Annotated in this window: 31 protein-coding genes, 2 pseudogenes and 1 riboswitch; of the genes and pseudogenes, 15 read left to right on the top strand and 18 right to left on the bottom strand. The window is 61.3% G+C overall.

Features of this window, described 5'->3' with window-relative positions; translation table 11 throughout:
* The first annotated feature begins 257 nt into the window (after positions 1-257).
* The 4 genes from H4I97_RS15845 to H4I97_RS15830 all read left to right on the top strand — a co-directional run bounded on the left by H4I97_RS15845 (position 258) and on the right by H4I97_RS15830 (position 2,875).
* Positions 258-842 carry a hypothetical protein gene (locus H4I97_RS15845; RefSeq protein WP_182305582.1) on the top strand — a complete coding sequence of 195 codons (585 nt, stop codon included), beginning with the start codon at positions 258-260 and terminating at the stop codon, positions 840-842.
* Between the two features lie 15 nt (positions 843-857).
* The gene (locus H4I97_RS15840) at positions 858-1,184 is read left to right on the top strand and encodes a hypothetical protein (RefSeq protein ID WP_182305581.1); all 327 of its coding nucleotides are present in this window, start codon (positions 858-860) and stop codon (positions 1,182-1,184) included.
* 385 nt (positions 1,185-1,569) lie between these two features.
* On the top strand, positions 1,570-2,151 hold the full coding sequence (locus tag H4I97_RS15835; RefSeq protein WP_244658666.1) for a recombinase family protein: 582 nt from the start codon (positions 1,570-1,572) through the stop codon (positions 2,149-2,151).
* Between the two features lie 34 nt (positions 2,152-2,185).
* On the top strand, positions 2,186-2,875 hold the full coding sequence (locus H4I97_RS15830) for a helix-turn-helix domain-containing protein (protein ID WP_182305579.1): 690 nt from the start codon (positions 2,186-2,188) through the stop codon (positions 2,873-2,875).
* Between the two features lie 21 nt (positions 2,876-2,896).
* Here the strand turns inward: H4I97_RS15830 and H4I97_RS24570 are convergent, their stop codons facing one another.
* The gene (locus H4I97_RS24570; RefSeq protein ID WP_244658793.1) at positions 2,897-4,297 is read right to left on the bottom strand and encodes a flagellin N-terminal helical domain-containing protein; all 1,401 of its coding nucleotides are present in this window, start codon (positions 4,295-4,297) and stop codon (positions 2,897-2,899) included.
* A 407-nt stretch (positions 4,298-4,704) separates the two neighbouring features.
* Here H4I97_RS24570 and H4I97_RS15815 point away from each other — a divergent pair, with 407 nt between their 5' ends.
* From H4I97_RS15815 to H4I97_RS15795, 5 genes are read left to right on the top strand one after another with little or no spacing between them, the layout of a single operon-like run.
* Positions 4,705-4,917, top strand: a complete 213-nt coding sequence (locus H4I97_RS15815; protein WP_182305578.1) for a hypothetical protein — start codon at positions 4,705-4,707, stop codon at positions 4,915-4,917.
* Positions 4,910-5,506, top strand: coding sequence for a hypothetical protein (locus tag H4I97_RS15810; protein ID WP_182305577.1), 597 nt, complete (start codon positions 4,910-4,912; stop codon positions 5,504-5,506). The genes H4I97_RS15815 and H4I97_RS15810 overlap by 8 nt, the downstream gene beginning before the upstream one ends.
* Positions 5,503-5,757 carry a hypothetical protein gene (locus H4I97_RS15805; RefSeq protein WP_129333280.1) on the top strand — a complete coding sequence of 85 codons (255 nt, stop codon included), beginning with the start codon at positions 5,503-5,505 and terminating at the stop codon, positions 5,755-5,757. Before H4I97_RS15810 ends, H4I97_RS15805 begins: the two co-directional genes overlap by 4 nt.
* 2 nt (positions 5,758-5,759) lie before the next feature.
* Entirely contained in the window at positions 5,760-6,194 is a 435-nt protein-coding gene (locus tag H4I97_RS15800; RefSeq protein ID WP_129333281.1) for a hypothetical protein, read from the top strand.
* Complete coding sequence (locus H4I97_RS15795; RefSeq protein ID WP_129333282.1) at positions 6,191-6,613, top strand: putative Ig domain-containing protein; 423 nt, start codon at positions 6,191-6,193, stop codon at positions 6,611-6,613. Before H4I97_RS15800 ends, H4I97_RS15795 begins: the two co-directional genes overlap by 4 nt.
* Before the next feature lie 135 nt (positions 6,614-6,748).
* Here H4I97_RS15795 and H4I97_RS15790 read toward each other — a convergent pair whose 3' ends face one another.
* The 4 genes from H4I97_RS15790 to H4I97_RS15775 all read right to left on the bottom strand — a co-directional run bounded on the left by H4I97_RS15790 (position 6,749) and on the right by H4I97_RS15775 (position 9,882).
* Complete coding sequence (locus H4I97_RS15790) at positions 6,749-7,033, bottom strand: hypothetical protein (protein ID WP_129333283.1); 285 nt, start codon at positions 7,031-7,033, stop codon at positions 6,749-6,751.
* Positions 7,033-7,278 carry a hypothetical protein gene (locus tag H4I97_RS15785; protein WP_129333284.1) on the bottom strand — a complete coding sequence of 82 codons (246 nt, stop codon included), beginning with the start codon at positions 7,276-7,278 and terminating at the stop codon, positions 7,033-7,035. The genes H4I97_RS15790 and H4I97_RS15785 overlap by 1 nt, the downstream gene beginning before the upstream one ends.
* Before the next feature lie 203 nt (positions 7,279-7,481).
* A complete protein-coding gene (locus H4I97_RS15780) occupies positions 7,482-7,721 on the bottom strand; it encodes a hypothetical protein (protein ID WP_129333285.1) in 240 nt (79 codons plus the stop codon).
* Between the two features lie 517 nt (positions 7,722-8,238).
* A complete protein-coding gene (locus tag H4I97_RS15775) occupies positions 8,239-9,882 on the bottom strand; it encodes a recombinase family protein (RefSeq protein WP_182305576.1) in 1,644 nt (547 codons plus the stop codon).
* Between the two features lie 39 nt (positions 9,883-9,921).
* Here H4I97_RS15775 and H4I97_RS15770 point away from each other — a divergent pair.
* Positions 9,922-10,824 (top strand): annotated as a pseudogene (locus H4I97_RS15770) (YifB family Mg chelatase-like AAA ATPase); the annotation flags it as partial.
* Between the two features lie 69 nt (positions 10,825-10,893).
* On the opposite strand, the gene cysK reads toward H4I97_RS15770, so the two are convergent.
* Both cysK and H4I97_RS15760 read right to left on the bottom strand, forming a co-directional pair.
* On the bottom strand, positions 10,894-11,862 hold the full coding sequence (gene cysK / locus H4I97_RS15765) for a cysteine synthase A (RefSeq protein ID WP_182305575.1): 969 nt from the start codon (positions 11,860-11,862) through the stop codon (positions 10,894-10,896).
* A gap of 136 nt (positions 11,863-11,998) precedes the next feature.
* Positions 11,999-12,616: a LysE family translocator gene (locus H4I97_RS15760; protein WP_182305574.1), complete on the bottom strand. Its 618-nt coding sequence runs from the start codon at positions 12,614-12,616 to the stop codon at positions 11,999-12,001.
* A gap of 139 nt (positions 12,617-12,755) precedes the next feature.
* Between H4I97_RS15760 and H4I97_RS15755 the strand changes: the two genes are divergently transcribed.
* The gene (locus H4I97_RS15755; RefSeq protein WP_182305573.1) at positions 12,756-13,388 is read left to right on the top strand and encodes a LysE family translocator; all 633 of its coding nucleotides are present in this window, start codon (positions 12,756-12,758) and stop codon (positions 13,386-13,388) included.
* A gap of 3 nt (positions 13,389-13,391) precedes the next feature.
* Here H4I97_RS15755 and H4I97_RS15750 read toward each other — a convergent pair whose 3' ends face one another.
* Complete coding sequence (locus H4I97_RS15750) at positions 13,392-13,694, bottom strand: NIPSNAP family protein (protein ID WP_182305572.1); 303 nt, start codon at positions 13,692-13,694, stop codon at positions 13,392-13,394.
* Positions 13,691-14,596: a DMT family transporter gene (locus tag H4I97_RS15745; protein ID WP_182305571.1), complete on the bottom strand. Its 906-nt coding sequence runs from the start codon at positions 14,594-14,596 to the stop codon at positions 13,691-13,693. The genes H4I97_RS15750 and H4I97_RS15745 overlap by 4 nt, the downstream gene beginning before the upstream one ends.
* Positions 14,597-14,703: 107 nt before the next feature.
* On the opposite strand from H4I97_RS15745, the gene H4I97_RS15740 reads away from it, so the two are divergent.
* The gene (locus tag H4I97_RS15740; RefSeq protein WP_182305570.1) at positions 14,704-15,162 is read left to right on the top strand and encodes an Lrp/AsnC family transcriptional regulator; all 459 of its coding nucleotides are present in this window, start codon (positions 14,704-14,706) and stop codon (positions 15,160-15,162) included.
* Here H4I97_RS15740 and dut read toward each other — a convergent pair.
* On the bottom strand, positions 15,159-15,629 hold the full coding sequence (gene dut, locus H4I97_RS15735) for a dUTP diphosphatase (protein ID WP_182305569.1): 471 nt from the start codon (positions 15,627-15,629) through the stop codon (positions 15,159-15,161). The genes H4I97_RS15740 and dut overlap by 4 nt on opposite strands.
* Positions 15,630-15,720: 91 nt before the next feature.
* Between dut and H4I97_RS15730 the strand changes: the two genes are divergently transcribed.
* Positions 15,721-17,304, top strand: coding sequence for a peptide chain release factor 3 (locus H4I97_RS15730; protein WP_182305568.1), 1,584 nt, complete (start codon positions 15,721-15,723; stop codon positions 17,302-17,304).
* Positions 17,305-17,309: 5 nt separating this feature from the next.
* Here the strand turns inward: H4I97_RS15730 and H4I97_RS15725 are convergent, their stop codons facing one another.
* Both H4I97_RS15725 and H4I97_RS15720 read right to left on the bottom strand, forming a co-directional pair.
* Positions 17,310-17,921: a LysE family translocator gene (locus H4I97_RS15725; protein ID WP_182305567.1), complete on the bottom strand. Its 612-nt coding sequence runs from the start codon at positions 17,919-17,921 to the stop codon at positions 17,310-17,312.
* Positions 17,922-18,003: 82 nt separating this feature from the next.
* Positions 18,004-18,804, bottom strand: coding sequence for an AraC family transcriptional regulator (locus tag H4I97_RS15720; protein ID WP_182305566.1), 801 nt, complete (start codon positions 18,802-18,804; stop codon positions 18,004-18,006).
* A gap of 128 nt (positions 18,805-18,932) precedes the next feature.
* A riboswitch (TPP riboswitch) is annotated at positions 18,933-19,030 on the top strand.
* Positions 19,031-19,119: 89 nt separating this feature from the next.
* Here H4I97_RS15720 and thiD point away from each other — a divergent pair.
* The gene (gene thiD, locus H4I97_RS15715) at positions 19,120-19,935 is read left to right on the top strand and encodes a bifunctional hydroxymethylpyrimidine kinase/phosphomethylpyrimidine kinase (RefSeq protein ID WP_280527692.1); all 816 of its coding nucleotides are present in this window, start codon (positions 19,120-19,122) and stop codon (positions 19,933-19,935) included.
* A gap of 12 nt (positions 19,936-19,947) precedes the next feature.
* Here the strand turns inward: thiD and H4I97_RS15710 are convergent, their stop codons facing one another.
* From H4I97_RS15710 to H4I97_RS15700, 3 genes are all read right to left on the bottom strand, one after another.
* Entirely contained in the window at positions 19,948-20,478 is a 531-nt protein-coding gene (locus tag H4I97_RS15710; RefSeq protein WP_182305565.1) for a flavin reductase family protein, read from the bottom strand.
* Positions 20,479-20,515: 37 nt separating this feature from the next.
* Entirely contained in the window at positions 20,516-20,920 is a 405-nt protein-coding gene (locus H4I97_RS15705; protein WP_182305564.1) for a GFA family protein, read from the bottom strand.
* Positions 20,921-21,030: 110 nt separating this feature from the next.
* Positions 21,031-21,942, bottom strand: coding sequence for a pirin family protein (locus H4I97_RS15700; protein WP_182305563.1), 912 nt, complete (start codon positions 21,940-21,942; stop codon positions 21,031-21,033).
* Between the two features lie 241 nt (positions 21,943-22,183).
* On the opposite strand from H4I97_RS15700, the pseudogene H4I97_RS15695 reads away from it, so the two are divergent.
* Positions 22,184-22,995, top strand: a pseudogene (locus H4I97_RS15695) (class II glutamine amidotransferase).
* Between the two features lie 12 nt (positions 22,996-23,007).
* Here the strand turns inward: H4I97_RS15695 and H4I97_RS15690 are convergent.
* From H4I97_RS15690 to ubiB, 3 genes are all read right to left on the bottom strand, one after another.
* Positions 23,008-23,361 carry an MmcQ/YjbR family DNA-binding protein gene (locus H4I97_RS15690; RefSeq protein WP_182305562.1) on the bottom strand — a complete coding sequence of 118 codons (354 nt, stop codon included), beginning with the start codon at positions 23,359-23,361 and terminating at the stop codon, positions 23,008-23,010.
* Positions 23,358-24,578: a bifunctional phosphopantothenoylcysteine decarboxylase/phosphopantothenate--cysteine ligase CoaBC gene (gene coaBC, locus H4I97_RS15685; RefSeq protein WP_182305561.1), complete on the bottom strand. Its 1,221-nt coding sequence runs from the start codon at positions 24,576-24,578 to the stop codon at positions 23,358-23,360. The genes H4I97_RS15690 and coaBC overlap by 4 nt, the downstream gene beginning before the upstream one ends.
* A 98-nt stretch (positions 24,579-24,676) precedes the next feature.
* A complete protein-coding gene (gene ubiB / locus H4I97_RS15680; RefSeq protein WP_182305560.1) occupies positions 24,677-26,251 on the bottom strand; it encodes a 2-polyprenylphenol 6-hydroxylase in 1,575 nt (524 codons plus the stop codon).
* Between the last annotated feature and the right edge of the window lie 23 nt (positions 26,252-26,274).

The raw sequence follows: 26,274 nt of genomic DNA, 5'->3' as shown, positions 1-26,274 counted from the left end.
GAACTACGAACAAAACAAAACCGTGGCTGTGTCGATAGTCGACGATCGCCAGCCGCGAAGCGGGGTGACGGTTTTCCGGCCTTGATGGTTCGAAGGAAAGGGAGGCTTCGGCCTCCCTTTTCTGTTGAGGGCTACGCCGCTCGGGTAAGAACCTGGAGCGCCTGCCGCAGCAATTGAGGGGGATTTCCCCCTGTCTGATTGGCATTCGCGTTAATCGCGATATGCCAGCGTCTCCCCGCATAACAGGGGGTTATAATATGTCCATTCAAGACAATCCGAATATCATCAAGGTCACTGGCACTGTCAGAGAAGTCAACGGCAGAACGTTCCTCGACCGCAATGTACTCGATGACCTATGGCACTATGCCTATCTGGTTATTGAGGACGAGAAGGGCGAATTGCTCAAATTCGAGCGCGTCACGACCAATGAAAAGATCGATCCGGAAATCGAGATCGGGAACACTTGCACACTCTATTTCAGACGAATTCGTTCATGGAAAAAATCGGTGTTCCATTTGATCGCCAGCGAAAGCGAAGCTCGTGGCCTCAATTGTTTCACGCTCTTTCAAACGGCGAACAGGATCGCGCATACCGCGATGATGGTGAAGGCGGTTCCTGGTGCCTATATTCTCGGCCTGCTCATGTTCCTTATCCCGGCCCGTTACACCATTGGTATCGGGAATGTTCTCTGGCTGGCCCTGATCGCGCCCATAGCCTTCCTTGTCATGAACCATCTGAGCGGGCCTAACCGCATCAGGAAGGATTCCATCGCTCTTCACAAGGAGCTGGAGCGAGCGAGAATCGGCGCGAAATTCGACGGTCGCCAACTCAGGACGGTGTGACGCGGGATGAAGATCATGTCTGAAGAGAGTGCGCTCCGGCGTTGGCTCATCATCGCATTGATGAGCGTGTTTGTCCTGCCCATCGGGGCAACGCTGATTATGGCCTCGTACAAGGTCGCGACAACGGCTGTTCCGGTGGTCTGGGGGTCATGGTCGGCTCATAGCTCCCGTTTGCAGCGGGAGGAGGATCGTGTCGCCAGGATACGTCGGGAAGGCTACGACCAGAATTATCAGCTCCTCTGCCCCGATTATTTCAATGCCTCGATTCTCGACAGATGGACCAGGTATCGGAGTTTTTCGTGGTGCGAGGATTACCGCGACAGGATGCCCGAAACGAATTGAAGCGAATGGGATGCGGGGCGGGTCACCCGTCCCACCCCATCCCCCGGCGATGCCGGCTGAAATCATCAGTGCGACGAGGTGCGGGATGTCCCTTGCCTTGAAGCGGGCCTTCAGCTTGCCGATCCGATGTTCGTTGGACTGTCCTTCGTGCAATATCGCCGCGATCCCGCGTGCTGTCACTCTGGCAGTCGTGAGCTGGCGGCGTTCTCAGCGGATGAAAACCAAGGTTTTTGTCACGGCGAATGATGCCTGTTTGTCGCTTGCGTAACCCTTTGCCATCGTTACGAGAATGGAAGCGTCGCGTTTCCGAATGTCTGGCCTGCGAAAACCTTCCTTTCTGTCAAGCAAGCGTTCAGAAATGCGAATCGCAGGGAAGGATTCGTGGGTGGCAAGGATTGGATATGCGCGAGTTTCAACGATCGATCAGCATCTCGGACTACAGAGGGATGCTCTCCAAGCGGCGGGCTGCGATCGGATATTCGAGGACCACGGCGTTTCTGGAGGCCAGAGCAAGCGATGCGGCCTTTCCGGCGTATTGAGAACACTGCGCAGAGGCGACGTGCTGGTGGTCTGGAGGCTGGATCGCCTGGGGCGTTCGGTCGGCCATCTCGTCCAGATCATCACCAGGCTCCAGAAGAGGCAGATCGGGTTCCGTTCGGTGATGGAAAACATCGATACGGAATCGGCCGGTGGCCGGATGGTCTTCCATGTTCTGGCGGCAATGGCCGAATTCGAGCGGTCGATCATCCGAGAGCGAACGGTCGCGGGCATAGCCGCTGCGCGCGCACGCGGCCAGCAACATGGCCGGAAGCGTTCTTTAACCGATGAACAATGCCTTGCGGCATACAAAGAAATCGGCGGCGGCGAGCCTTGGGAGGACGTGGCCTCCCGGCTCCATGTCCACCCGCGCACCTTGAAGCGCGGTATCACAAAGGTCTGCGGCGGCATTCCGGGTTACACCGCGTGACGATTTTCGGGGCATTCTTTTCAGACATAGACAGATGAGTGCATTCAACGCGATCTCACAAGAGCTTATCGATATATGGTTGCAGTCTGATGCAACGACTGCCCCAGAAGACCTCTATTCGATAGTGATCGGGCGGCTGAATATCAAAATGGCGCTCTCCGTCGTTACGACGGTAGCCGATGATCCTTATGACTGGCGATTTCGGCGGGTGAAGGACTTTGGATTCAGGAGCTACCTGCTGAACCAGATGAAGCAGCAATTTCCCGATGCCGCGCTGCGCGATCTCGATCGCCGCTTCATTGATGATGCGATCATCTCCGCCTATTTGCGGACTCTGGAGGTGAAGCGCCCCGCGCTTGACCTCGTGAGGACGAAGCTCCTCGGTGTCCGCATCGGTTACGAGCGCCTTATCATACCGCAGAAATGCGGTGGGAAGCCGGGCTGGTGCATCAGTCTGGTCGAAGGGCGCTTCTTCATCTCTCCGATGCGGGAAGCGAAGACCGACATCACGGATGACAACATCATCCAGCTCCTTATCGAAGGGCAGACCACGAAGGAAATTGCTGAAATCCTTCATTTGTCGCCAAGGACGATCGAGCATCGGATAGATAAGTTGAAGAGCCGATTTGAGGCGAAGAACCTGGTGCATCTGGTGGCAAAACTCGTTGCCACGCAGGTTGAGCGTCAGGCACACGAAGGGAAGGTCAGAACGCCCCTTGATTGATGGCTGGCGTATCTGGCGCAATCACCTGAACAGGTTGAGAAGGTTCTGCGGCGCGGAGTTGGCAATTTGAAGGCTCTGAATGGCGAGCTGCTGCTGCGTCTGGATTGCCTTTAATCGGGTCGATGCCTCATTCATGTCAGCATCGACAAGACGGCCGATGCCCTTGTCGATGCTGGCCATCATCGTCTGGGTGAAGTCCGCCTGCATGTCGATGCGCATTTTCAGTGAACCGAGGGTGGCCGCAGCAGAGGTCGTTCGGCTCAGCATTACCTCGATTGCGGCAAGCTGGTCGCCAACGCCGTTCGTCACGTCGATATCGAGAAAATTCATCCGCAACTCTACGTCGGTGCCTGGAGTCCCACCTGTCGAGCCGCCCGGAAAAGCACTTCTCGCCGTGTACCAGGAAGCACTGTCCAACCCGCCCGCCGCGCCGCCCGGAAGCGTCGAAGTGAGGTTCGTTATCTCGATATCCGAATCAGGCTGGTCGGTGACCTGGCTGGCATGAATGACGAACGTGTGCCAAAGCGTACTGCCATCAGGCTGCGTTTGTCCGTACGCTCCCGCACTAACGCCAACGCCATTCCCGCTCCAAACATGGTTGAGAACCGCCCTCATCTCGTCACCGCCTGATATCGTGCCTGTCGAAATTCCGAGTGCCGCGTTGACATCCGACTGGGTGATCGTCGTCGGCAAGATGGCATCCGGTGCAGAGCCACCCGGATGGACCACGAGATCGAAACTTATGCTGTCAGATGATGACAGCGTGATTGGTCCGTCGAAATAGAAGTATTCCTGGATGTGATAGCTGGCGGGGGTGGATGTCGGATCAGAAGGAGGCGTTGCCACGACAGGAACATCCGTCTGCAGTAGGCCGTACCCGGTGGTGTTGAATAAGGCGATCTTCGAGAGATCAACGTCCATCGTCGTGACGGCAACGCTGCCGGCATCATCCCGCACGAACGAAGATACCACCGAGGACCTGTTGAGCGCGCTGTCCTTGATGTCTGCTATGTCGGTGTCCAGCCAGTTCTGACCACTGAAGCTCGCGGACTTCGAGATGCCGACGACCTGCTCCTTGATCTGCTCCAGCTCGGTCTGGATTTTCGCCCTGTCGACTCCATCCTCGGTCGCGGCCACGAGCTTGGCTTTGAACTCGGCGAGCACGTCGATGACGGCGCTCATTCCAGCATAAGCAACATCGACCTTGGCTGCTCCGAGACCGATCGCGTCAGCCACTGCGGCCAGCGCCATGTTGTCCGAACGCATGGTGGTGGAGATCGACCAATAGGCGGCATTGTCCGATGCTGTCGCCACACGGAGGCCGGTGGAAACCTCGTTCTGTGTCTTCTGCAGTCCGCTGGAGATCATCCGCAGGGTCTGGAGCGCCGACATGGCGGAAAGATTCGTCTTTATACTCGTCATGACTTGCCGCTGAAAATCGAAAGAAAGAAAGGGCATCGTCATGAGCCGGAGAGCGGCAACCCCGCAACCCGAACATGGTTAAAACAGGTTAACGAAGATGGCGCATCGACAGGGGGAAACTACCCTGTTGAAGTCCGTGAGGGGCTGGCGATTGTTATTTCGTCATTCGCGGCTTCGGCCTCCCTTCCTCGTTCCGGAAGCCAGAATCCTCCCAAAAATCGCGATTTGCCCAAAAATCGAGCGCCTGCGGAGGCCGTACAGCGCGTTCGGCGATGCCGGATGGGTTCGGACACGTCAGGATTCGACGTCGAATCCTTGATCTCGGAGTAGTGGCGCCCGCGCCGAATTTGCGCCGGTCCCGGCCTGCCCACATCCTGTAAGGGTGCATCGGCAACGGAGGATCGGGCGTGTCGGCAGTCAATGAGCGTATTGAATACATCTATCAGAGTGCCGTCTGGATGGCGGAAGGCGTACTGAGAGATGCCTGCGAGGAATGCTGGTCTGCGGATCAGATCGCCCAGGCTGCGCGGGAATGGCATCGCACGCGGGAACTTCTGGCGATGTCGAAGCGGTGGCGCGAGAAAGTTCGCCCGGGGGCTGTCGAGGCCGCTGATGAATGAGAAGCAACGCCGTCGCCGGACATGCGCCGATCGGCTTCGCCGCGATCTCGCCGAACGCCAGCGGCAACGCCGGGGCGGCGATCTGGCAGGCAAGGTCTTGCTCCAACTGCTTGCTCTGCTGTCGGGAGCGCTCGCGATGATGCCACCCATACCGATGCCGGCTTTCTCGCTTCCCTTCCGTCCCGCCCGACAGCCTACCTCGTCGATCGACGAGGATCGCGGTCCAACCGCGTATATGATGGAGCGCGGCCTGGAGCCGATGAGCTGTGCCAGCGCTCGCATGCGCCCGCCGCCGTCCTTCAGGCGGCTCGTGAAGGACCTGTCGCGTCCACGCAAGTCTGATCAGGCCCGCGAGCTTCTGGAAGCTCGGGTTCCGCCCGCTGTGGTCGAGTGGCTGCGCGACTCCATCGAATCGGGCGACCTGTGGCGACTCCGGATGGCCGCTCGGCCCGGTGCGTCTGACGATGAGGTTATAGGGTCCATGCTGGCGGCTGCGCAGATGTGGGAGGCGGAGCGGCAGCAGGTCGAACCACCAGAACCGGAAGCCCCTGATGATGATCCAGACGACAAGAAAGGACCGAACCCATGACCGACGAAATCACCAGTCCAAGCCTCGCCGGCTTCCTCAATCGGGTGGGCCTGCCCGCATCCGCGCGGGAGAGAGTCATGGAGATCGATCGGGAGCTTGCTCGCGAGCTTGAGAGCGACCACCCGGACACGGACGGCTGCGCGTCCTTGGTCTTGGAGGCGGCGGACCTGATCGCTGATCGCGATCTAGCGGGTTTCGACTGGTCCGGCTGGGGCGACGATGACGACGACGTTTTCGAGGAGGAGGAGTAGACATGTATAATTTGGTCATCGGCGTGATCGCGGGCATCATCCTCGGCGTGCTGTCAGTCGCTGGGGTCTGGTATGGCGGCGCGGTCTACGAGCGAGCACGGCTCCGATCCGAGCTTGTCGCGGTCGTGGGGCAACAGCAGCAGATAGCGGCGGCGCTCGATCTCTACGAGACGGATGGCGGGCGGGTGTCGTCTCTCGGCGATGACAGTGCAGTCCTCGGCGGGCTCGTGGAGTCCGGCTTCCTGAAATCTGTGCCGCCGGGCACGTGGCGCGTCCGGCGCGGCGGCGAACAGATTTGGAATCCGCTGTCAATCCAGACACTGGAGGCCTGCGCCGGGGTGAACGGGCTCGTCGGTCTGCCGGAGGTCTGCCCGCCGTGCGACAGCGAGACTCTCTCGCGCTATCCGGCGTGCGAACTCGAGGAGGGCGACGTATGAGGACGGCTGTTATCATTCTTGCCGCGTTCGCGGCTCTCTGGAACGTCGACGCGTCAGCCGGCACGTATGTGCTGCGGTCGTCAACGACGGGTGCGATCGCCGTCCCCGTCGCGGTTCCCCCGGAAGAGCCGACGACACCGCTGCCGCCGGAGACTTCGGCGGGCTTTGCGTTGTCGATGACTGGTCAGGCATCCGTGGCGGCAGGCGCGGCGCTCGATCTGCGTCCGGTGGTCTCAGGGGCATCTGGCAGCCTGTCGTACTCATATTCCGGCAGGCTGCCTCTTGGCGTATCCTTCGATGTCAAGACGGGCCGGATCGACGGGCGGGCGCTGGTGGCGGGAAGCTACGAAGTCTGGGTGTCGGCGACGGATTCGATCGGCACGGCGGTGACGGCGGTCGTGACCATCGTCGTGACGTGATAATATGGAAACAGGGCCTTTCGACCCCATTGTCCACTTTCTGATCGATTTTAAGGGTGCATACAGCGCTTCCGGCGCTCTGCGTGGTGTCTGTACCCACTCGGAATCGAGAATGTATCTGGCGGTCGCCTTTCGCTACTCAACAGGCCTGATTGATGCCCGCCGGGCTTGGATAATGCTGAGGCGGCAGGCCTCGTCCCAAGATGACGCGTGCCCCTCTGCAAAGGTCACGCCGGTCCTGTCGCGGGTGCCTGTGACGCTGTAGTGCGTCGGTCCGGTACGCCCCGGCTCGCCGAGCACCAACATGTCGTAAGTGTCCTCCTCGCCGTCACCGACGATGAGGAGGTTCGTCCATGTGCTGTGAGTATCGTCGGCAACGGTGTCGTCGCGCTCCCAGCCCAGAAGTCGAGGAGCCTGCATCACGCCTCCTCCTTCTTCAGCATTGCCTCGATGCCACTGACAACGTGCTTGCCGTTGAGGACGTACTGCGTCACGTCGTCGGTACCATCGGCAAGAAAGCCAGCCATTTTGCGAATCTCACTATCCTCATCAAGCAAGCATACGAGCTCATCCATCCGGTCGAGGTAACGATCGTAGGTCTCTTTGAGCACTTTGAACTCGGCAACGATGTGGTGGGCGATGAGGCAGTTTGTAGTATGTGACATGAGGTCTCCTTTTCTGTCTGTCGATCATTCACGGCGCTGGAGAGCGTGGCGAATTTCTTCGGAATAATCGAGGAATTTCATATCCTTGAGGCGTGTCCGGTCTGACTTCGCAACGGTCTTGAATCCTTGCCGGAAAGGACTCGAAGGGCATCGAATCCTCGCGAGGGCAAAATGAGTCCTTGGCGAGTCCTTGGAAAAATATTTCAGGCAGTCCGCGAAAAAGTTTCCAGAGCACGAACGCCACGCTGCTGGACGACCTGAGCCAGTTCTTTCGCGGTGCCGGGGATACGTGTCCGGCGGACAAGCTTCTCGGTGCCAGACCGCTTCTCTCGAACATAGATTTCGGCGCGATAGAAGAGCGTGTCCGCAGCATCCGTCTGCGTCGTCTCGACGACTAGAACGTCAATCGCGAGGCCTCGGATCAGGGTCTTTTTCGTCTTCACCGAAATTCTCCTAACTTGTTGACAACATTAGATTTATAGCGGATTTCGGGAGTCGAGCCCAGGCTTCCGGAAATGATTTCCGGGGTCATCGATCGGATGGCGATCGAAGTCTTAACGGCGGCTAGGTAGGGGTTGACGGCGGGAGGGGCGGCATAGGCTTTCGCCCGCCTTGCCCAAACGGGGCATGGCGGTGACCGAAGGTCAAGAACAGCCGCCCCTTCTGCTGTCACTGAGCGAGAAGGTTCCACGACTATTTTTTCCCCGGTCCGCGTTGCGGATCGGGGCGGGACACGTGGCCCGCCCCGAAGGGCAGGAAAAAATCGTCGTGGAAGAGAGCGAGGCTACCCGTGCCGGACAACAGAGAAGAGCATATCGGAGCCGTCAGCATAGCGCCGCTGACAGCGGGACGGCGGGAATTCGCGCATGCCGGTGACCGGATAGAGGGCAGCCGCAGGAAGTCCAGCATTAGCGCCGTCGGAACGGCGGGGACTGGGATCGACTGCCCCCGGCGAGGCATTCAGAATGGCCATGGTCCAACCCACTCGTCGATGATGTCGTCCGGAACATTCTGGTCCAGGAGTATTCGGGGGATGCCCTCCCGCGTCATAAAAGTGAAGTTGTATTCGCTTCGCCTGTTGTTGATGTGGAACTCGTCTCTTGGAATGAAAACGGCGGTAGCGCCGAATCTCTGATGGCACTCGATTCGCTCGACAATGCCGCGTATGATCTCCCGCAGGCGAGTCCGGAGTTCGCGGCGCTCTTCGATATCGGGGGTCTCGTTAAGTTGCCGGGAAATAGTCGCTGCCGCTGCCACACGGGCGGCGAGGTCCGGTTCTGCGGCGTTCTTCGCAATTTGATCCTCCGCAGCTTTCAGTTCCTTCCGGCTCCGCTTTATATGCTTGGCGAGTTCCAGTGAGCGGGCGGTCGCTGTTTCGTCGCCAAATTCAACCAGCTCTATGAGGGTGCGTTGACGCTTTTCGAAATCGGCAATCTGGGTTCTAAGTGCCTCGGTCTGTGCCCGGAGTTGTTTGAGGTCATTGTCCTGACCGGAGAAGGCAGTCTGATCTAGCATGTCGATCGCCGCGAGCAGGAGCGGTTCGAGCATGTCGATCCGCCAACGACGGTTGTTATCGCAACCTGCGTTGCGGATGTTGGTAGAGCAGGCAAGATAGATGCCGCCTTTCGGAGGCTTGCCCTTGTTGATGATGTGCATCGGGCCAGCGCAATGAGCGCACTGAGCAAGTCCTTGGAACAGATGGGAACCGGACATGCCCTTACGCCCGGCTGCATTCTGCCGTCGTCCCTGCGTGGCACCCTGTGCGCGTAAGAAGATGCCGTTGTCGATGATAGGCGGGTAATAGTTCGGGATAGGGTCTCCATCCGGCTTCCGGTTGCGGTTGCGATGGGTGCCAGTGTGAGGCTGGTACTCTCCGAGAACGGCGCGGCTCTGGATGATCTTGGCGATGCTGGACGTGTGCCATCCCTTGCCGCCGCGAAACGTCGGAACGCCTTCCGAGTTCAGCCGGCGCACCACTTCCCGTCGTCCGAACCCATCGATCGTCTCTTGAAATACCCGTCTGACGATGGCGACCCTTTCGGGGCGCTCTACGAATGTGCCGTCGCGCACCTCAAGCCATTCCGGGCATCTCGGCGTGAGAGGCTTTCCTTCCTTCCGGGCCTTCTCCTTCTTTTGTTGCCATGCTTCGCCGACGCGCTCGGACTTGATGCGGCTCTCGTCATGAGCACGAGCCATGACGGCAAGGGAGATGATGAGAGGAGTCCAGTCCTGACGCAGCCGTTCGGATGAATACTCCTGACCGTCGCTTAACGTCACAACGATGATGCCCGCTTGGATGAGAGCGAAGAGCCGTGTTGCGGCATCGATTACCGTTTCACGGGACAGGCGATCCAGGCTTTCAACGATCAGGTAAGAGCCGCGTTGTATCCTACCGTCCTCGACCATTTCCAGGAAAGACTTGAGCGCTCCGGTCGTTCTGTTTGTCCCATGGAACGCACTAACCCCTAGATCCCGAAGGGAGTTGTCGAGGACAAGGTTGTGCTGCTGCGCCCAGGCTTCTGCCTTGGCAGTCTGGCGGCGCAATGAATCCCCTTGCGCTTGTTCCGGGGTCGAGAAGCGGATGTAGGAATATGCTTTCGTCATGATCTGAACCCGATATCACACAATATCGGAATAATGTAGCATAATCTCCTGATGGTCGGTCCTCCCGGTTCCGGAAAGTCCATGCTCGCCTCGCGTCTGCCGTCGATCCTGCCCGCACTCTCGGCGCCCGAGCTTCTCGAAGTCTCGATGATCCACTCGATCGCCGGGCAATTGTCCGGCGGCAAGCTCTCGGACCGCCGACCGTTTCGCACGCCCCACCATTCCGCGACGATGGCGGCCCTCGTCGGCGGCGGGTTGCGGGCAAAGCCGGGCGAGGCCTCGCTCGCCCACAAGGGCGTTCTTTTTCTCGATGAACTGCCGGAGTTTGCACCGCAAGTGCTCGATGCGCTACGGCAGCCGCTCGAAACGGGCGAGTGTGTGATCGCCCGCGCCAACCATAGGGTCACCTATCCCGCCGATTTCCAGCTGATTGCAGCCATGAATCCCTGCCGCTGCGGACTGGCGGGTGAGCCCGGACACACCTGCGCAAGGGGGCCGCGCTGCCTCACCGAGTATCAGGGGCGCATTTCAGGTCCGCTAATGGACCGGATCGATATCCGGATCGACGTTCCGGCGGTTGCTGCAACCGATCTCATCCGTCCGATGGCAGCCGAGCCGAGTGTCGAGGTCGCCCGACGCGTCCGACGGGCACGGGACTGGCAGCGAGAGCGTTTCGCAGCAGCCGGAATACCAGGAGTCGCAACGAATGCCGGCTGTTCCACGGCCTTGATCGAAGTCCTCGCCGAGCCGGACCCTTCCGGGTTGCAACTCCTGCGTGACGCGGCCGAGAAGTTCCGCTTCTCGGCTCGCGGTTATCATCGGGTTCTGAAGGTCGCTCGCACGCTCGCTGATCTCGACGGTGCCGATCGGCTGGGCCGAATCCACGTCGCCGAGGCAATCTCCTATCGCATACCTTCCGAGCGGTTGTCGGCGGTGGCGTAGACAGTCAAAATCTCGGCCGCACGAAGGGAGACCGAGATCGGTGGCAGATGACTGGTGACAGCGCTTCCCTCAGCCTCCGAGCCCCTCGAACAGTGCCGTCGAGAGATAGCGCTCAGCAAAGGAGGGGATCACGACGACGATCGTCTTTCCGGCGTTTTCCTCGCGTTGGCCGATCTTGATTGCTGCCGCGAGCGCCGCGCCGGAGGAGATGCCGACCGGAACGCCTTCGAGGCGAGCGGTCAGCCGTGCGTTCTCGAATGCCTCATCGTTCGTGACGGTGACGACCTCGTCGTAGACCGTCGTGTCGAGGACTTTCGGGGCGAAGCCCGCACCGATTCCCTGGATCTTGTGGGGCCCGGGATTTCCGCCGGAAAGCACTGGGCTGTCGGTAGGCTCGACCGCAACGACTTTCACCGACGGCTTGCGGGCCTTCAGCACCTGGCCGACGCCGGTAATGGTGCCGCCCGTCCCGATGCCCGAGACGAAGATGTCGACGGCACCGGCGGTGTCGTTCCAGACCTCCTCGGCTGTCGTCTTGCGGTGAATCTCAGGATTGGCCGGATTTTCGAACTGCTGCGGGATGACGGCGTCGGGCAGCTCGGAAACGAGTTCCTCTGCCTTGGCGATTGCCCCCTTCATGCCTTTCGGTCCCTCGGTCAGCACCAGTTCGGCACCGAGCAGTGCCAGCATCTTGCGGCGCTCGATCGACATGGTTTCCGGCATGGTGAGGATCAGCCGGTAACCTTTGGCGGCGGCTGCAAAGGCAAGCGCAATGCCGGTGTTACCGGAGGTGGGTTCGACCAGCACCGTCTTGCCGGGAGTGATCTTGCCCTGTTGTTCGAGCGACTCGATCATGGCGAGACCGATGCGATCCTTGACCGAGGCGAGGGGATTAAAGAATTCGAGCTTGGCGAGCAGGTTCGCCTTTACGCCCTTTTCCTTCGCCAGCTTGTCGAGCCGGACGATCGGCGTGTCGCCGATGGTTTCGAGAATGGAGCTGTAAACACGGCCGCGGCCGGGTTTCTTCGTGTCGGACATAGTGCTCTCCCTCAAGACTGGTCGTTGTGAGCGCACAATAGGATCAAAGTCCGTACCCGGCTAGAACCCTTTACCTACGGCAGGCCGTCCGGGGAGAAAAAACACGCCTGTCGGGCGGAGGTCCCAAATATTTATTTCAGGCGGCTCGAACGGCGATATAGGCGGCGGTGCTCGCCAGAATGCTGCCGGCCATGCGGTTCAGGAGTTTGAGCGCAGAAGGCTGCTTGAGCAGCGTTCGCGCCCGAGCAGCGAGCACGATGTAGGGGATGAGCACGGCTATCAGAACAACGAAGGTGATTCCGGCGAGCGCGGCATAGTCCGTCGGCCCAATCGCCTCGAGCGGGATCAGCGTCGGCACAAGGGCGACGTAGAAAAGCATGGTCTTCGGATTGCCGAGCGTGACGAAGAGGCCGGAGAGGAAGGAAGAGCCAAGGCCGCCGCCCTTGCGCGCCTGAACTTCCTGCGGCAGCAGGCCGGCCGTCCAGAGCTTGTAGGCAATGTAGCCGAGATAGACGGCGCCGGCATATTTGATGACGAGGAAGGGTGTCACGAACGTCTGGGCGAGATAGGAGAGCCCGAGGACAACCGCGGTCAGGTAGCAGAGATCGCCGAGGATCAGTCCCAGCCCCATGAAGAAGGTTGGTCGGAAACCTGAGCCGAGGGCTCGCGCCACGATCGCCGTCATCCCGGGACCGGGAATGGCTGCAGCGATGAAAAGTGCACCGGCATAGGCAAGCAGCGTAGTAAAGGTCATGACGGGGTCCGCGATCGATGGACGAATGCGTGACGGCTAACCCAGAGACGCCAAACTTGCAATGGTGACACGATCGTTGTTGCCGGTCCCGTTGCCTTCTGCTTTCCACTTCTGGAGCCCTTCAATCAAGAGACCCGTCATGCCGTCCACCGCCTCGCTTCTCGCCTTCGGCCTCATCTGCCTCGGAATGGTGCTGACCCCAGGGCCGAACATGATCTACCTCGTGTCGCGGTCGATCTGCCAGGGATCCGCGGCGGGCCTGGTCTCGCTTGGTGGCGTGGCCCTCGGCTTCGTCGTCTATATGCTGTCGGCTGCCCTCGGCATCACCGTACTGGTGCTTGCGGTACCTTATGCTTATGATGCACTGCGGCTTGCTGGGGCCGCCTATCTCGCCTGGCTGGCGTGGCAGGCATTGCGACCGGGCGGGCGCTCGCCCTTCCAGGTCCGCGAACTGCCGAAGGACTCGCCCCGGCGCCTGTTCACGATGGGTTTCGTCACGAGCCTGCTCAACCCGAAAGTTGCGGTGTTGTACCTGTCGCTGCTGCCGCAGTTCATCGATCCGTCCGCCGGCAGCGTGTTTGTTCAGTCGGTGGTTCTCGGTTTCACCCAGATCACGATCAGTGTCACCGTCAATGCCATGATCGCGGTCAGCGCAGGCGCAATCGCGCTCTTTCTCGCCGGGAGGCCCTTGTGGGTGGTCGTGCAGCGGTGGCTGATGGGAACGGTTCTCGCGGGGCTTGCAGTGCGGATGGCAATGGAAGCCCAACGCTGAAGGTCAGAATATCGGCCGCATGAAGCTCCGCTCATAACTGAGGATGCAACGGGTCTCCTCCGCATAGGCGAAAGCCGACTGGCATTCCGCGTCGTCGGCCATCTTCTGTCGGTACCTCTCGTAGTCGGCCAGCGACGGAAAGCTGAACAGCGCCAGCGCGATGTTGTTTGCGCCCTCGTGTGGCAGGAAGTAGCCGTGGTGCGTGCCGCCGAGCCGGTTCACCAGTGGTATCCAGAGCCGCGCGTAGTGCTCGAATTCCTTCGCCTTGTACGGATCGATCACGTAGCGGAGATAGCAGGTTATCATCGTTGCGGCGCCTTTCTCTTCGGCAGGAGAAGCGCTTTCGGCGCCAGATTAAGCGTGGTCGCGATGGCCGCGAAGAGGATTGCTGCCCCGCCGAGCGCTTGCACGGGCGTCAGTACATGTCCGAAGGCATACATGTCCACGATCACCGCCACGACGGGATAGAGGAAGGACAGCGTGCCGGTCAGCACCACCGGCAGCTTCTGGATTGCCGAATAGAGGAACGCATACATGATCCCGGTGTGAACGATGCCGAGGGCTGCCACCATCGCCCAGTTTTGCGGTGCGGTGGGAAGGTCGTGCCAGTCGGCAAGTGGTGCCAGCAGGACCACGCCTGTGCCGACCTGGATCAGTGCGATCAGATAGGGGGAGGTGCCCTTGAGCGATTTCGTTACGAAGGCCGCCACGGCGTAGCAGAAGGCCGCGGCGACCGCGAGCAGGATGCCCAGCAGATAGCTGCCCTGCGCGTTCTCTTCCGTCGCCGGTCCCGAAAGGGTCATCGCCAGCATACCGGCAAAGGCAAGCCCCAGCCAGACGAGCTTGTTGGTGGAGACCTTTTCGCCGAGGAAGAGCACGCCGAGACCGACAAGCATGAATGGCTGAACGTTGTAGATGATCGTCGCTGCCGAGATGGATGCGAGCGGATAGGCGGAGAAGAGGGCGAGCCAGTTGAGAACGAGTGCGACACCACCGATCATCGCCAGAAACAGAGTGCGTCCGCGAACAACGGCGAGGACGCCGGCGCGATATGCGAGCAATGCCAGAACCGGGGCGCCGATCAGGCATCTCAGGAAGACGACGTTTGCGGGCGATTGCCCGGACTGCAGGACAAACCAGCCGATCGTGCCGGACAGCACCATGGCGACGGTCATATCGAGAATTCCGCTCTTGATTATGGGTGACATGGCAACCTCCTTGGGATGGTTGCAGCCTAGCAAAGGAAGCGGCATAATTGCTTCACCAGAATGAGGTGAATTACCTGAAACTCGGAACAAAGTTAGGTGAATACCCCATGAACGTGAATTTTATTCAGCCTCTCGATCTCGTCGACCGGAAGATTGTTGAAGCGCTTGTCGGAGATGCGCGTCTTCCGCTCAAGGAGCTAGCTGCTCGCGCAGGGCTTTCCTCGCCAGCTTGCTCGGAACGGCTGCGACGGCTCGAAGAGCGTGGCGTGCTGATCGGGTACGGCGCGGATGTGGAACTGGAAGCGCTCGGCTACCCCCTGCAGGCGATTGTCCGTGTCCGGCCGCTGCCGGGCATGCTGCACGTGGTCGAAAAGCTGATCCAGGAGACGCCGGAAATCACCGAAGCCGACAAGGTGACGGGTGACGACTGCTTCATCTGCCGCATGGCCCTGCGCAGCATGACCGATCTCGATCGTATACTTGACCGGATCGCGGAACGTGCCCAGACGAACACGGCCATGATCAAGTCCACGACCGTCAAGCGCCGTCTGCCGCCGGTCGTCTAGACGCCGGTCGAGCCGAAACCGCCTGCACCGCGCGTGGTCGTGGAGGTCTCCGCGACTTCGGTGACGAGCGCCTGAGTGACCGGTGCAATCACCATCTGGGCGATTCGCATGCCACGGGCGATCTCGAAAGCCTCGTCGCCGAGATTGACGAGAAGCACCTTCACCTCACCGCGATAGTCGCTATCGATGGTACCCGGCGTGTTGAGGCAAGTGACGCCGTGCTTGAAGGCAAGCCCCGACCGTGGACGTATCTGCGCCTCGAAGCCTTCGGGGATTTCCATGATGAAGCCGGTCGGCACCAGCGCCCGCTGGCCGGGCACGAGCGTCATAGGCGCGCCCTCGGTCACGGCCGCGCGCAAGTCCATGCCGGCGGCCCCCGCCGTCTCGTAGCAGGGCAGTGGAATGCCCTCTCCGTGGACTAGGCGGAGAAGCTTGAGGATCGGCCGAATGTCGTTGTGGATGTTCATGCCTCCATTACTTTGCGCGCGATCTCCCGAGGTCAATTGCAATGCCGGCCTTTAATCGCTAGATACGCGGCAATTCACAGGATTCACATTCATGGCTGAAACACTTGCAGAGGCGGTATCCCGCCGCCGCACCTTCGCGATTATTGCGCACCCGGACGCGGGTAAGACAACGCTCACCGAAAAGCTGCTGCTGTTCGGCGGGGCGATCCAGCTCGCTGGCGAGGTGAAGGCGAAGAAGGACCGCATCCAGACGCGTTCCGACTGGATGAAGATCGAGCGCGAGCGCGGCATCTCGGTCGTCACCTCGGTGATGACCTTTGAATACGACGGCAAGGTCTTCAACATCCTCGATACACCCGGTCACGAAGACTTCGCCGACGACACGTATCGCACGCTGACGGCAGTGGACGCCGCGGTGATGGTGATCGATGCCGCCAAGGGTATCGAGCCGCGAACGCTGAAGCTCTTCGAAGTCTGCCGCATGCGCGACATTCCGATCATCACGTTCGTCAACAAGATGGACCGTGAAAGCCGCGATCCCTTCGAAATCCTCGATGAGGTGGAGGAGAAGCTCGCTCTCGACACCGCACCGGTCACCTGGCCGGTCGGCCGCTCGAAGACCTTCTGCGGCTCCTACAATCTGGCGGACAATACCTTCCGCGGTTCCGACACCCAGGTCGAGCCCTTGAAGGTCAACGGTCCGCAGAGCATTGCCGAGCACCTGCCGGAAAACGAACGTCAGACCTTCATCGAAGAGCTCGCGCTTGCCCAGGAGGCCTGCCGGCCGTTCGACCGCAAGGCCTTTCTCGAAGGCCACCTGACGCCGGTCTTCTTCGGCTCGGCGCTGCGCAATTTCGGTGTGCGCGATCTCATCAACGCGCTCGGCGCGTTCGCACCGCCGCCGCGCGACCAGGTGGCTGACATCCGTACGGTACACGCCGCCGAAGATCGGATGACGGCCTTCGTCTTCAAGATTCAGGCCAACATGGATCCGAACCATCGCGACCGCATCGCCTTTGCCCGCATCTGCTCGGGCAAGCTTGAGCGCGGGATGAAGGCGCGGCTGTCGCGCACCGGCAAGCAGATGGGTCTCACCGCGCCCCAGTTCTTCTTCGCCTCCCAGCGGCAGCTCGCCGACACCGCCTATGCAGGCGATGTCGTCGGCATTCCGAACCACGGCACGCTACGGATCGGCGACACGCTGACCGAAGGGGAATCTCTGGTCTTCCAGGGCGTGCCGAACTTCTCGCCGGAAATCCTCCGCCGCGTACGGCTCGAGGACGCGATGAAGGCGAAGAAGCTGAAGGAGGCTCTCCAGCAGATGGCGGAAGAGGGTGTTGTGCAGCTCTTCCAGCCGGAAGACGGCTCGCCGGCGATCGTCGGCGTCGTCGGCGCGCTGCAGCTCGACGTCCTCAAGGAGCGACTTTCGGCGGAATACGGCCTGCCGGTTTCCTTCGACATGCCGCGTTTCTCCGTTTGCCGCTGGATTTCGGCCGATCAGCCGGGCGAACTCGAAAAGTTCATGACCCAGCAGCGGGGCAATATGTGCCGCGACCTCGACGGCGATCCGGTGTTCATGGCGCAGGACGCTTTTTCGCTTCGCTACGAGGCTGAGCGATATCCTGCCATCAAGATGGTCGCCATCAAGGAATATCACGTCGCCAAGGCGGCGTGAGTTTCCTATCGGTCGGCGAGCGCCAGACGTAACCCGAGGACCGCGAAAGCACCGGAAAACGATCGGCGCAGCCACAGCTGCAGCCGAGGCCGACTGATGACGTGGCGCCGCGTGGCCGCGGCGAAGACTCCGTAGCCCATGAAGACCACGAAGGTCAGTCCCATGAAGACGCTGGCCAGCACCAGCATGTGCAGGGATGCGTTCGGTGCGTTCGCGGGGACGAACTGTGGCAGGAAGGCGAGAAAGAAAAGTGACAGCTTCGGATTGAGGATGTTGAGGAGCAGGCCGTCGGTAATGATCTTGCCTGCGCCGGAGGCTGCACGGGTCGAGGTGACCTGAAGCACACCCTCGTCCCGCCATATGCCCCATGCCATGAAGAGCAGATAGGCGACGCCGAGATACTTGACGGCCTGGAACGCGAGGGCGCTCGCGTGAAGGAGTGCCGCAAGGCCGGTTACGCTCGCCGCAACATGGGGGATGATGCCGAGCGTGCAGCCGAAGGCGGCGATCACGCTTGCCCGCCAGCCGGCGCCGAGAGCATAGGCGATCGTGTAGATGACACCGGTGCCGGGCAGAAGGATGATAATCAGCGACGTCAGGAGGTATTCTGGGGTCATAGCGGCTCTCCTCTTTTGGGCTGGAGAGCGAAGCAGACACCGGAAAGCGGCGGCGGGTCTTGAACGGAATTGCAGCTGGCTCTCAGTGGACGGCCGCGGCATAGGCGCCGGGCGTGACCCCGTATCGCTGGACGAAGGCGCGAGTCATGTGACTCTGATCGGCGAAGCCGCTTGTCGCTGCCGCCTCCGCAAGTGGAGAGCCCGCGTCGATCATGCGCCGAGCCAAGTCGATCCGCCTCTGGATCTGGTAGGCGTGCGGCGTGAAACCGGTCTGCCGTACGAATGCCCGCAGCAGCTGAAACTTGCTGAGGCCGGCTTCCTGCGCAAGATCGGTGAGGGTGGTCGGACGTGCAGGGTCGTCATCGAGCCGTTTCGCAGCGCGCCGGATACCGGCACTTCTCGTCGCGGCCGCCGTCGCGCTCGGCTGCAACACGGAGGCGATGAGCGCCAGAAGTCCTGCCTCGCTCTCAAGGAGCGCCCCGTCGTCTGCCGTCACGGCGGCGAAGAACTGTCGAAAGCGCCCCGCGAGACGGACGTCTTGGATGACCGGATGTTCGAACTCGAACGTCCCCCTGCCGCCCTCGGTGATCTCCAGCGCCGCGGCCGCTATCGTCTCGGGCAGGAGGTAGAGCATCTGCCAGAAACGACCGTGATCACCGATCGGCGTACCGTCGTGCACTTCTCCGGGATTGACGGTGATGATGTCGCCCGGACCCGCCTCCACCACACCACGCCCACTCAGGGACTTCTGTGCACCCCGGCGAATGATCCCGACCCCGAAGGCGTCGTGGGTGTGGCGCGGAAAGCTGTGTCGCGTGTCGGCAGTCACTGCGGTCACGCCGAAGAGCGCAGTGTTCGTAATGTGGAATCGGCCCTTACTCATGCGCACGACGGCTCCGATGTGCTGCCTAGGTGGACTCTGTCAGCATCATGCAGAGTGCCAGCTTCGTCTTCCACCGGCAACCGTCCTGCGACAGCCTGCGTGACAGCCGCGGCGATCTGTGCGACAGGATGGTGAGACGGGGGCGTCCACCGGAAGGTCGGGCTGAGAAGAACCCTTTGAACCTGAACCAGATCATGCTGGCGGAGGGAGTCGTTTCGGGTTGAGGGCCGCTGGTACCCAGTCCCGCGACCTTTCCGTAGGGAAAGGCTGATGATGAGTGATCTTCAGAACGCAGACAATACACCGCGGGCACCGGTGATCGCCAACGCCCTTTCCATTGCCGGTTCCGATCCCTCAGGCGGTGCCGGCATCCAGGCCGATCTCAAGACGTTTTCGGCACTGGGCGTGTACGGTATGGCGGTGGCAACCGCCCTCACGGCACAGAACACGCGAGGCGTGACCGGCATACACGTCGTGCCGCCGGATTTCGTTGCCGAGCAGATCCGGGCCGTCTTCGCCGACATAAGGGCGGGCGCCGTGAAAATCGGCATGATCGCCAATGCGGCGATTGCAGGAGCCGTCGCCGACGTGCTCGCGCGTCATGCCGATGTGCCTGTCGTTCTCGATCCAGTGATGATCGCCAAGGGTGGCGCGCCACTACTGACGGATGACGCGGTGATGGTCCTGAAAACACGGCTCCTGTCGCTCGCCACAGTCGTCACGCCGAACCTGCCGGAGGCGGCAGCTCTTCTCGGTGAGCCCGAGGCCCGCGATCGCGACGAGATGGCCGGTCAGGCGCTGCGACTCGTGGGGCTTGGCGCGAACATGGCGTTGGTCAAGGGCGGGCATCTTCCCGGAAACGACAGCCCGGATGTGCTCGCCTCTGCGGCGGGCCTCACCTGGTTCGAGGCACCGCGCGTTGCGACCCGCAACACGCATGGCACCGGCTGCACGCTGTCGAGCGCGATCGCTGCCGGGCTTGCCAAGGGAGCATCGCCGGAGAAAGCCGTCGTGGTGGCCAAGACCTATGTCGCGGGAGCGATCGATGCCGCGGATGCCTTGAGCGTGGGTTCCGGGCATGGGCCTGTGCACCACTTTCATGCGCTCTGGAAAAGCGAAGGCGCAGCGTAACAGGCCAGACTGTCAGGGCATCTGCGAGTCGAGCGTGATCTCCTCGCCGTCGATGGCGAATGTGCCGTAGCCGCGATGATGAATGGTTCGCGGTGCCGCTTGGGCGGGATCATACCAGGCCTTCACCACCTCCAGCACGAAGAGATTGTAGCGTGGCACGAAACCCTGATCGACCACGCGGCATTCGAGATTCGCGAAGCAATCGCCGATGAGAGGCGCACGCACTTCCTCGGCGGGCAGCGGCGTCAGGCCGATCGTCGCGAACTTGTCGGTATCCCGGCCGGAGCAATTCCCGACTGCGACCACCTTCTCGGCAAGCTCGACCGTCGGGATGGCGATGACGCATTCGCCGGTTTGCTGGAGCGCGTGAAAGCTGTGGTCCGCCCCGCTAACAATGCACGCGATCATCGGCGGAGTAAATTCCACCATCATGTGCCAGGACATGGCCATGACGTTCGGGTGTTCGTTTTCCGAGGTCGTCAGGAGGACGACCGGGCCGGGCTCGATGAGTTGGTAGACCTTGGCAAGCGGAAACTCCTTCATTGCGGTCTTCTCCTGTCAGCGAGTTTGTCCCTTGCATTCAGTCGCCGTCCTTTCCGGGCAGGGCACGGATGTCATGGACAAACGGCAACGCAGAACGCAGCCAGAACTGTCGGCTCGGCATCAGCTTCCGGCGCTGGCGGATCGTGCCGATGCGAATGCCGATCCGGGCATCGCTTGCATCGCCGCTGGCGCGATAGATCGGCGAGCCGCATTTCGGGCAGAAGTATTGCACACTGACCGCACCACTGTCGCCGATCTTTGTGTAGGCTTTCGGCGCGTTGCCGCGAAGGGTGAAACGGTCGCGGGTCGCGGCGACCGTGACACGGTAGGCACTGGCTGTCAGCGATTGGCAGTCGGTGCAGTGGCAGATCGAGACCTGGGTGGGGTCGATGTCAGCCTCGTAGCGGACGTAGCCGCAATGACATTGCCCGTCTATATGCATCGGCGCGCCTCCTTCGGGTTCTTCCATGGAACCTAGGGCGGATCGCCGCAGTGTCGAACGCGGTATCCGACGGCGCCGGACGTGGAGCCCGGCGCCGTCCATTGCTGCACCTAGTGATCGGCCTTGATGAAGGTGCCGTTCTGCAGGTCACGCATCGCCTGCATCAGTTCCTCGCGGGTGTTCATGACGATCGGTCCGTGCCAGGCGACCGGCTCCCGGATCGGCTTGCCGGTGACGAGCAGGAACCGGATACCCTCCTCGCCGGCCTGTACCGTGACCTCGTCGCCGGTATCGAACACAACGAGCGTGCGGTTGCCGGAAAGATCCCGGATGTTGAGTTCCTGGCCCTGGTACTCTTTCTCTACCTTTACGCCGAAAGGCTTGGAGGCATCGCGGAAGGTACCGGAGCCGGCGAAGATGTAGGCGAATGCGGACCGATAGGTATCGACCGGGAAGCTCTTCCGCTTGCCCGGCGGAACCGAGATGTCGAGATAGACGGGCTCGGCGGCAATACCGTCGACCGGACCCATCTTGCCCCAGAAGTCTCCGGTGATGACGCGGACTGCGGTGCCATCATCGTCGACGATCACGGGAATGTCCGCGCTCTTGATGTCCTGGTAGCGCGGTGCCGTCATCTTCAGCGACGACGGCAGGTTCGCCCAGAGTTGGAAACCGTGCATCCTGCCAGCGAAATCACCTTTCGGCATCTCCTGGTGCATGATGCCGCTTCCCGCCGTCATCCACTGTACGTCACCGGCACCGAGCAGGCCCTGATTGCCGAGGCTGTCACCGTGCTCGACGGTGCCCGCAAGCACGTAGGTGATGGTCTCGATGCCGCGATGGGGGTGCCACGGAAAGCCGCGGATGTAATCCGACGGATTGTCGTTGCGGAAATCATCCATCATCAGGAAGGGATCGGTCATCGACGGATCGCCGAAGCCGAAGACGCGATGCAGTTTGACGCCGGCCCCTTCCATTGTAGGGGTGGCGCGACTTTCATGTTTCACAGGTCGAATGGACATTGGATTGCTCCTTCCGAGCGGAATTTCAGTTGCCCCCAATATAGGGAAATACGACGGGTGGCGAAGGCCGTTCCCCGGAACGCACTGTTCACAGAACGCAATCCTCCGGCGCAAAATGTGATCGCGCCGGCCAGTCAAAATTCGGCCGCGAATGGGCTATTTAGCTTTCGTTATCCAATTCAGGCAAAAATAGTTAATTCCTTGCCGCCATTGGCGGAACGCATCCGGAGTCTATTGCAGCATGTGTCGCTGGGCAGCCTATCGCGGTCAACCGATCTATCTTGAAGAGCTCGTCACCTCTCCTGCGCATTCCCTAATCGAGCAGTCCCACTGCGCGACCCGCGCGAAGACGGCGACCAATGCAGACGGTTTCGGCATTGCCTGGTATGGGGATCGTCCGGAGCCCGGACGCTTCCGCGATGTTCTGCCGGCCTGGTCGGACTGCAATCTCAAGAGCATGGCACGGCAGATCCGTTCACGGCTCTTTCTGGCGCATGTTCGTGCGGCGACGCATGGTTCCACACGTCGGGACAATTGCCATCCCTTCGTCTGCGACACCTGGTCCTTCATGCACAACGGCCAGATTGACCACTTCGACCGTTTGCGTCGGTCGATGGAATCGATGCTGGACGACGAACACTTCAATGCGCGCGTCGGCACGACCGACTCCGAACTCCTGTTCCTGCTCGCCCTGCAGTTCGGCATGCGCGAGCGACCTCTCGCCGCCATGGCCGAGGCAATAGGCTTTGTCGAACAACTGAGCATCAATCTGACCGGCAGCGTAAAGGTGCGGTTTACTGCGGCCTTTTCCGATGGGCACACGCTTTACGCAGTGCGCTATGCGACCGACGCCTACGCGCCGACCCTGTTCGCCGCACCGATGGGGGAGGGCGGGTACTGCCTCGTTTCAGAGCCGCTCAACGACGACACCGACGCCTGGATGGAGATTCCGGCCGGCAGTGCAGTGACACTTTCGGAAAGGGGATCGAGGTCACCCGCTTCCAGCCGTCGGTGGATGGCGCGGCTGTGATGAAGCCGGCGATGGCGAGCTGACCACGCTCGTCTTTAGACCGGAATGCCGAGTTCTGTCCGGAGCTTCTTCGTGAGACCGGCAGCGATCAGATCGTAGGAGCGCCTTAAGTAGTGGCGCAGTTCATCGTCCGACAGCGGCGCGACCGGCGCGACGGCGACCCATTTGCGCTTGGCGAAATAAGGTGCCTGACCGACGCCATCGAGGGCGGTCAGGATTTCGAAACTCTCCTCGCTGACCTTGAACGCGATCTTGGCGCCATCGTCATTGAGGACCGCGAATACCTTGTCTCCGACCTTGGCAACGCGGGACTCCCATTGGTCCACGAGGGTCACGCCAGCCAATCCGGTGACGAAGGCGTCGAAGTCTGCGCGTTCGAAGAGGGTCATCGGACTGCTCCCTGGTTCAGGCGCTCGGCGATCCAGTTTGCCAGACGCTCGGCAACGGCATCCTTGTCGAGCTCCGGCCACTCCTCGACGCCGGTCGTACTGATCAGTTTCACCCGATTGCGCGTGCCGCCCATGATTCCGGTTTCCGGAGAGACGTCGTTGGCCACGATCAGGTCGGCGCCCTTCTTTTTAAGTTTAGTGCGACCGTTCCGCTCGATGTCCTGGGTTTCCGCCGCGAAGCCGACCACGATCGCCGGTCGCTTCTCGTGGTGTCCTACAGTTTTGAGAATATCGGGGTTCTCGGTGAGCTGCAGCGGAGCAGGAGCTTCGCCCGGCCTCTTCTTGATCTTCTGACCGGCGGATGCTGCCACGCGCCAGTCGGCAACGGCGGCCACCATGACCGCGATATCGGTCGGCAGACGGGAGATGACGGCATCCCGCATCTCCTCCGCCCGCTCCACATGAAGAGTCGCGACGCCGGCGGGATCCGGGATGGCGACGGGTCCGGAAACGAGGGTGACGTCTGCTCCGAGCTTTGCGAGCGCGGCAGCAATCGCGTGGCCTTGTCGCCCCGAAGAGCGGTTGGCGATGTAACGCACCGGGTCGATCGGTTCATGCGTCGGCCCCGACGTCACGATGGCCGTTCGGCCGGCAAGCGGTTTCGGGCCGGTGTCCAGAAGGGCTTCCACTGCCGCAACGATATCGAGCGGCTCGGCCATGCGACCGAGCCCCCGTTCGCCGGCCTCCGCCATTTCGCCTTCCGTAGGACCGACGAAAGTTACGCCATCCTCCTTCAGGAGCGTAACGTTACGGCGTGTCGCCGGATTCGCCCACATCATGGGATTCATGGCCGGAGCCATCAGCACGGGGCGCGAGCGCGCAAGTAACACCGCAGAGGCAAGGTCGTCGGCAAGGCCGTTTGCCACCTTCGCCATCAGATCGGCGGTGGCGGGGGCCACGACGATGAGGTCGCACTCCCGCGAAAGACGGATATGGCCGACATCCTGCTCGTCTTCCCGGGAGAAGAGATCGGTGTAGACGTGGCTGGCGGAGAGTGCGCCGACCGCGAGCGGGGTGACGAATTCCTGCGCTGCGCGCGTCATGATCGGCCGGACCGTCGCGCCCCGCTCGCGCAGTCGCCGGATGAGGTCGAGGCTCTTGTAGGCGGCGATGCCGCCGGAAATGACAAGCAGGATGCGTTTAGCGGATAAGCTCATCTGATGGTCCGGTCGCTGGTTTGCGCGAACCTAGCGCAAGGCTCGGCAAATCGAAATCGATTTTCGTGCACCCGCCTGCCGCTGATCATGGCGTCGGATCAGCTGACCTGAACGGCGATGTAGACGAGTGAGGCGGCGATGACCCAGAGCGCCAGTCGGCCAAGCCGGCCATGGCGCGCCTCGGAGCGCCCGATCGCATCCGTGGTCTCCCGGTCGAGGCGCAGGCCGTTCTCGCTCATCGTCATCAGTTCGGCATGGAATTTCTCGGTCTTCACCGCGATCTCGGGGATCGCTTCGGCGAGCCGAACGGCCGCGTGCAATCCGTCCTTCAGGTCGGTGACGATCCTCTTCGGGCCGAGATTGTCGCGAATCCAGCTGGAGACGACCGGCTCGGATGCCTTCCACATGTTGAACTGCGGATTGAGCATACGCGCCACACCCTCGACCACCACCATCGTCTTCTGCAGCATCACAAGTTCGGGACGGGTCGCCATGTCGAAGAGTTCGGTCACCTCGAAGAGCAGCGTCAGCAGCCGTCCCATCGAAATTGTCTCGGCCGGCTGACCGTGGATCGGCTCTCCGATGGCACGGATCGCTTGGGCGAAACTCGCGACGTTGTGGTGGGAGGGAACATAGCCGGCCTCAAAGTGCACCTCCGCGACTCGCAGGTAGTCGCGGGTGATGAAGCCGTAAAGGATCTCCGCCAGAAAACGTCGTTCTTTCTTGCCGAGCCGACCGGCGATCCCCAGGTCGACGGCGACGATCATGCCGCTTTCGTCGACGAAGAGGTTACCGGGGTGCATGTCGGCGTGGAAGAAGCCGTCGCGCAGCGTATGGCGCAGGAAGGATTGGATCAGCGTGTCGGCCAGCGCGTTGAGATCATAGCCCGCAGCCCTGAGTGCCTCGACGTCCGACATCTTGATGCCGTCAATCCATTCCATCGTGACGACGTCACGCCCCGTTCGTTCCCAGTCGACGGCAGGGACTCGAAAACCCGGATCGCTCTTCGTATTTTCGGCGAGCTCGGACAGGGCAGCGGCCTCCAGCCGTAGGTCCATCTCGACCTTGGTCGTCTGCTCGAGCGTGCGCGTCACTTCCACCGGTTTCAACCGTCGCATATGCGGAAGGAAGCGCTCCTGCAGGCGCGAGACGATATACATCGCCTCGAGGTCGGCTGCGAAGCGCCGGCGGACGCCCGGTCGGATCACCTTGATCGCGACTTTCCTGCGGCCCTGTCCAGTTTCGACCTCACCGCGGTGGACCTGGGCAATCGAGGCCGCAGCGATCGGTTCGTCGAAGGAGGTGTAGAGTTCGCCGACGGGACGGCCGAGCGACTCGCGGATGGAGAGCTTGGCAGCTTCGGTCGGGAAGAACTCCATGCGGTCCTGGAGGCCGGAAAGGTCTTCCGCGATCTCGGCGCCGACGACGTCAGGACGGGTCGCGAGGAACTGGCCGATCTTCACGTAGGACGGGCCGAGGCGGGCCACCGCCTTCGATAGGCGATCCGAGCGCCGTTCACGCATCGCGCGCTTGCGGGCAAAGAGCCCCGCGGCCGACTGGGCGAAGACGACCATCGGCGGCAGACCCTCGGAGGGCAGCGCGGAGATCACGCCCTCGCGCACCAGAACCCAGCCGACCCGTGCAAGGCGGAAATATGCGCCGATCGTGCTCATCGTGCGTTTTCAGCCTCGATGGC

Source organism: Ciceribacter thiooxidans (assembly GCF_014126615.1).
Classification (GTDB): Bacteria; Pseudomonadota; Alphaproteobacteria; order Rhizobiales; family Rhizobiaceae; genus Allorhizobium; species Allorhizobium thiooxidans.
This window is presented reverse-complemented; position numbering and strand designations above follow the sequence as displayed.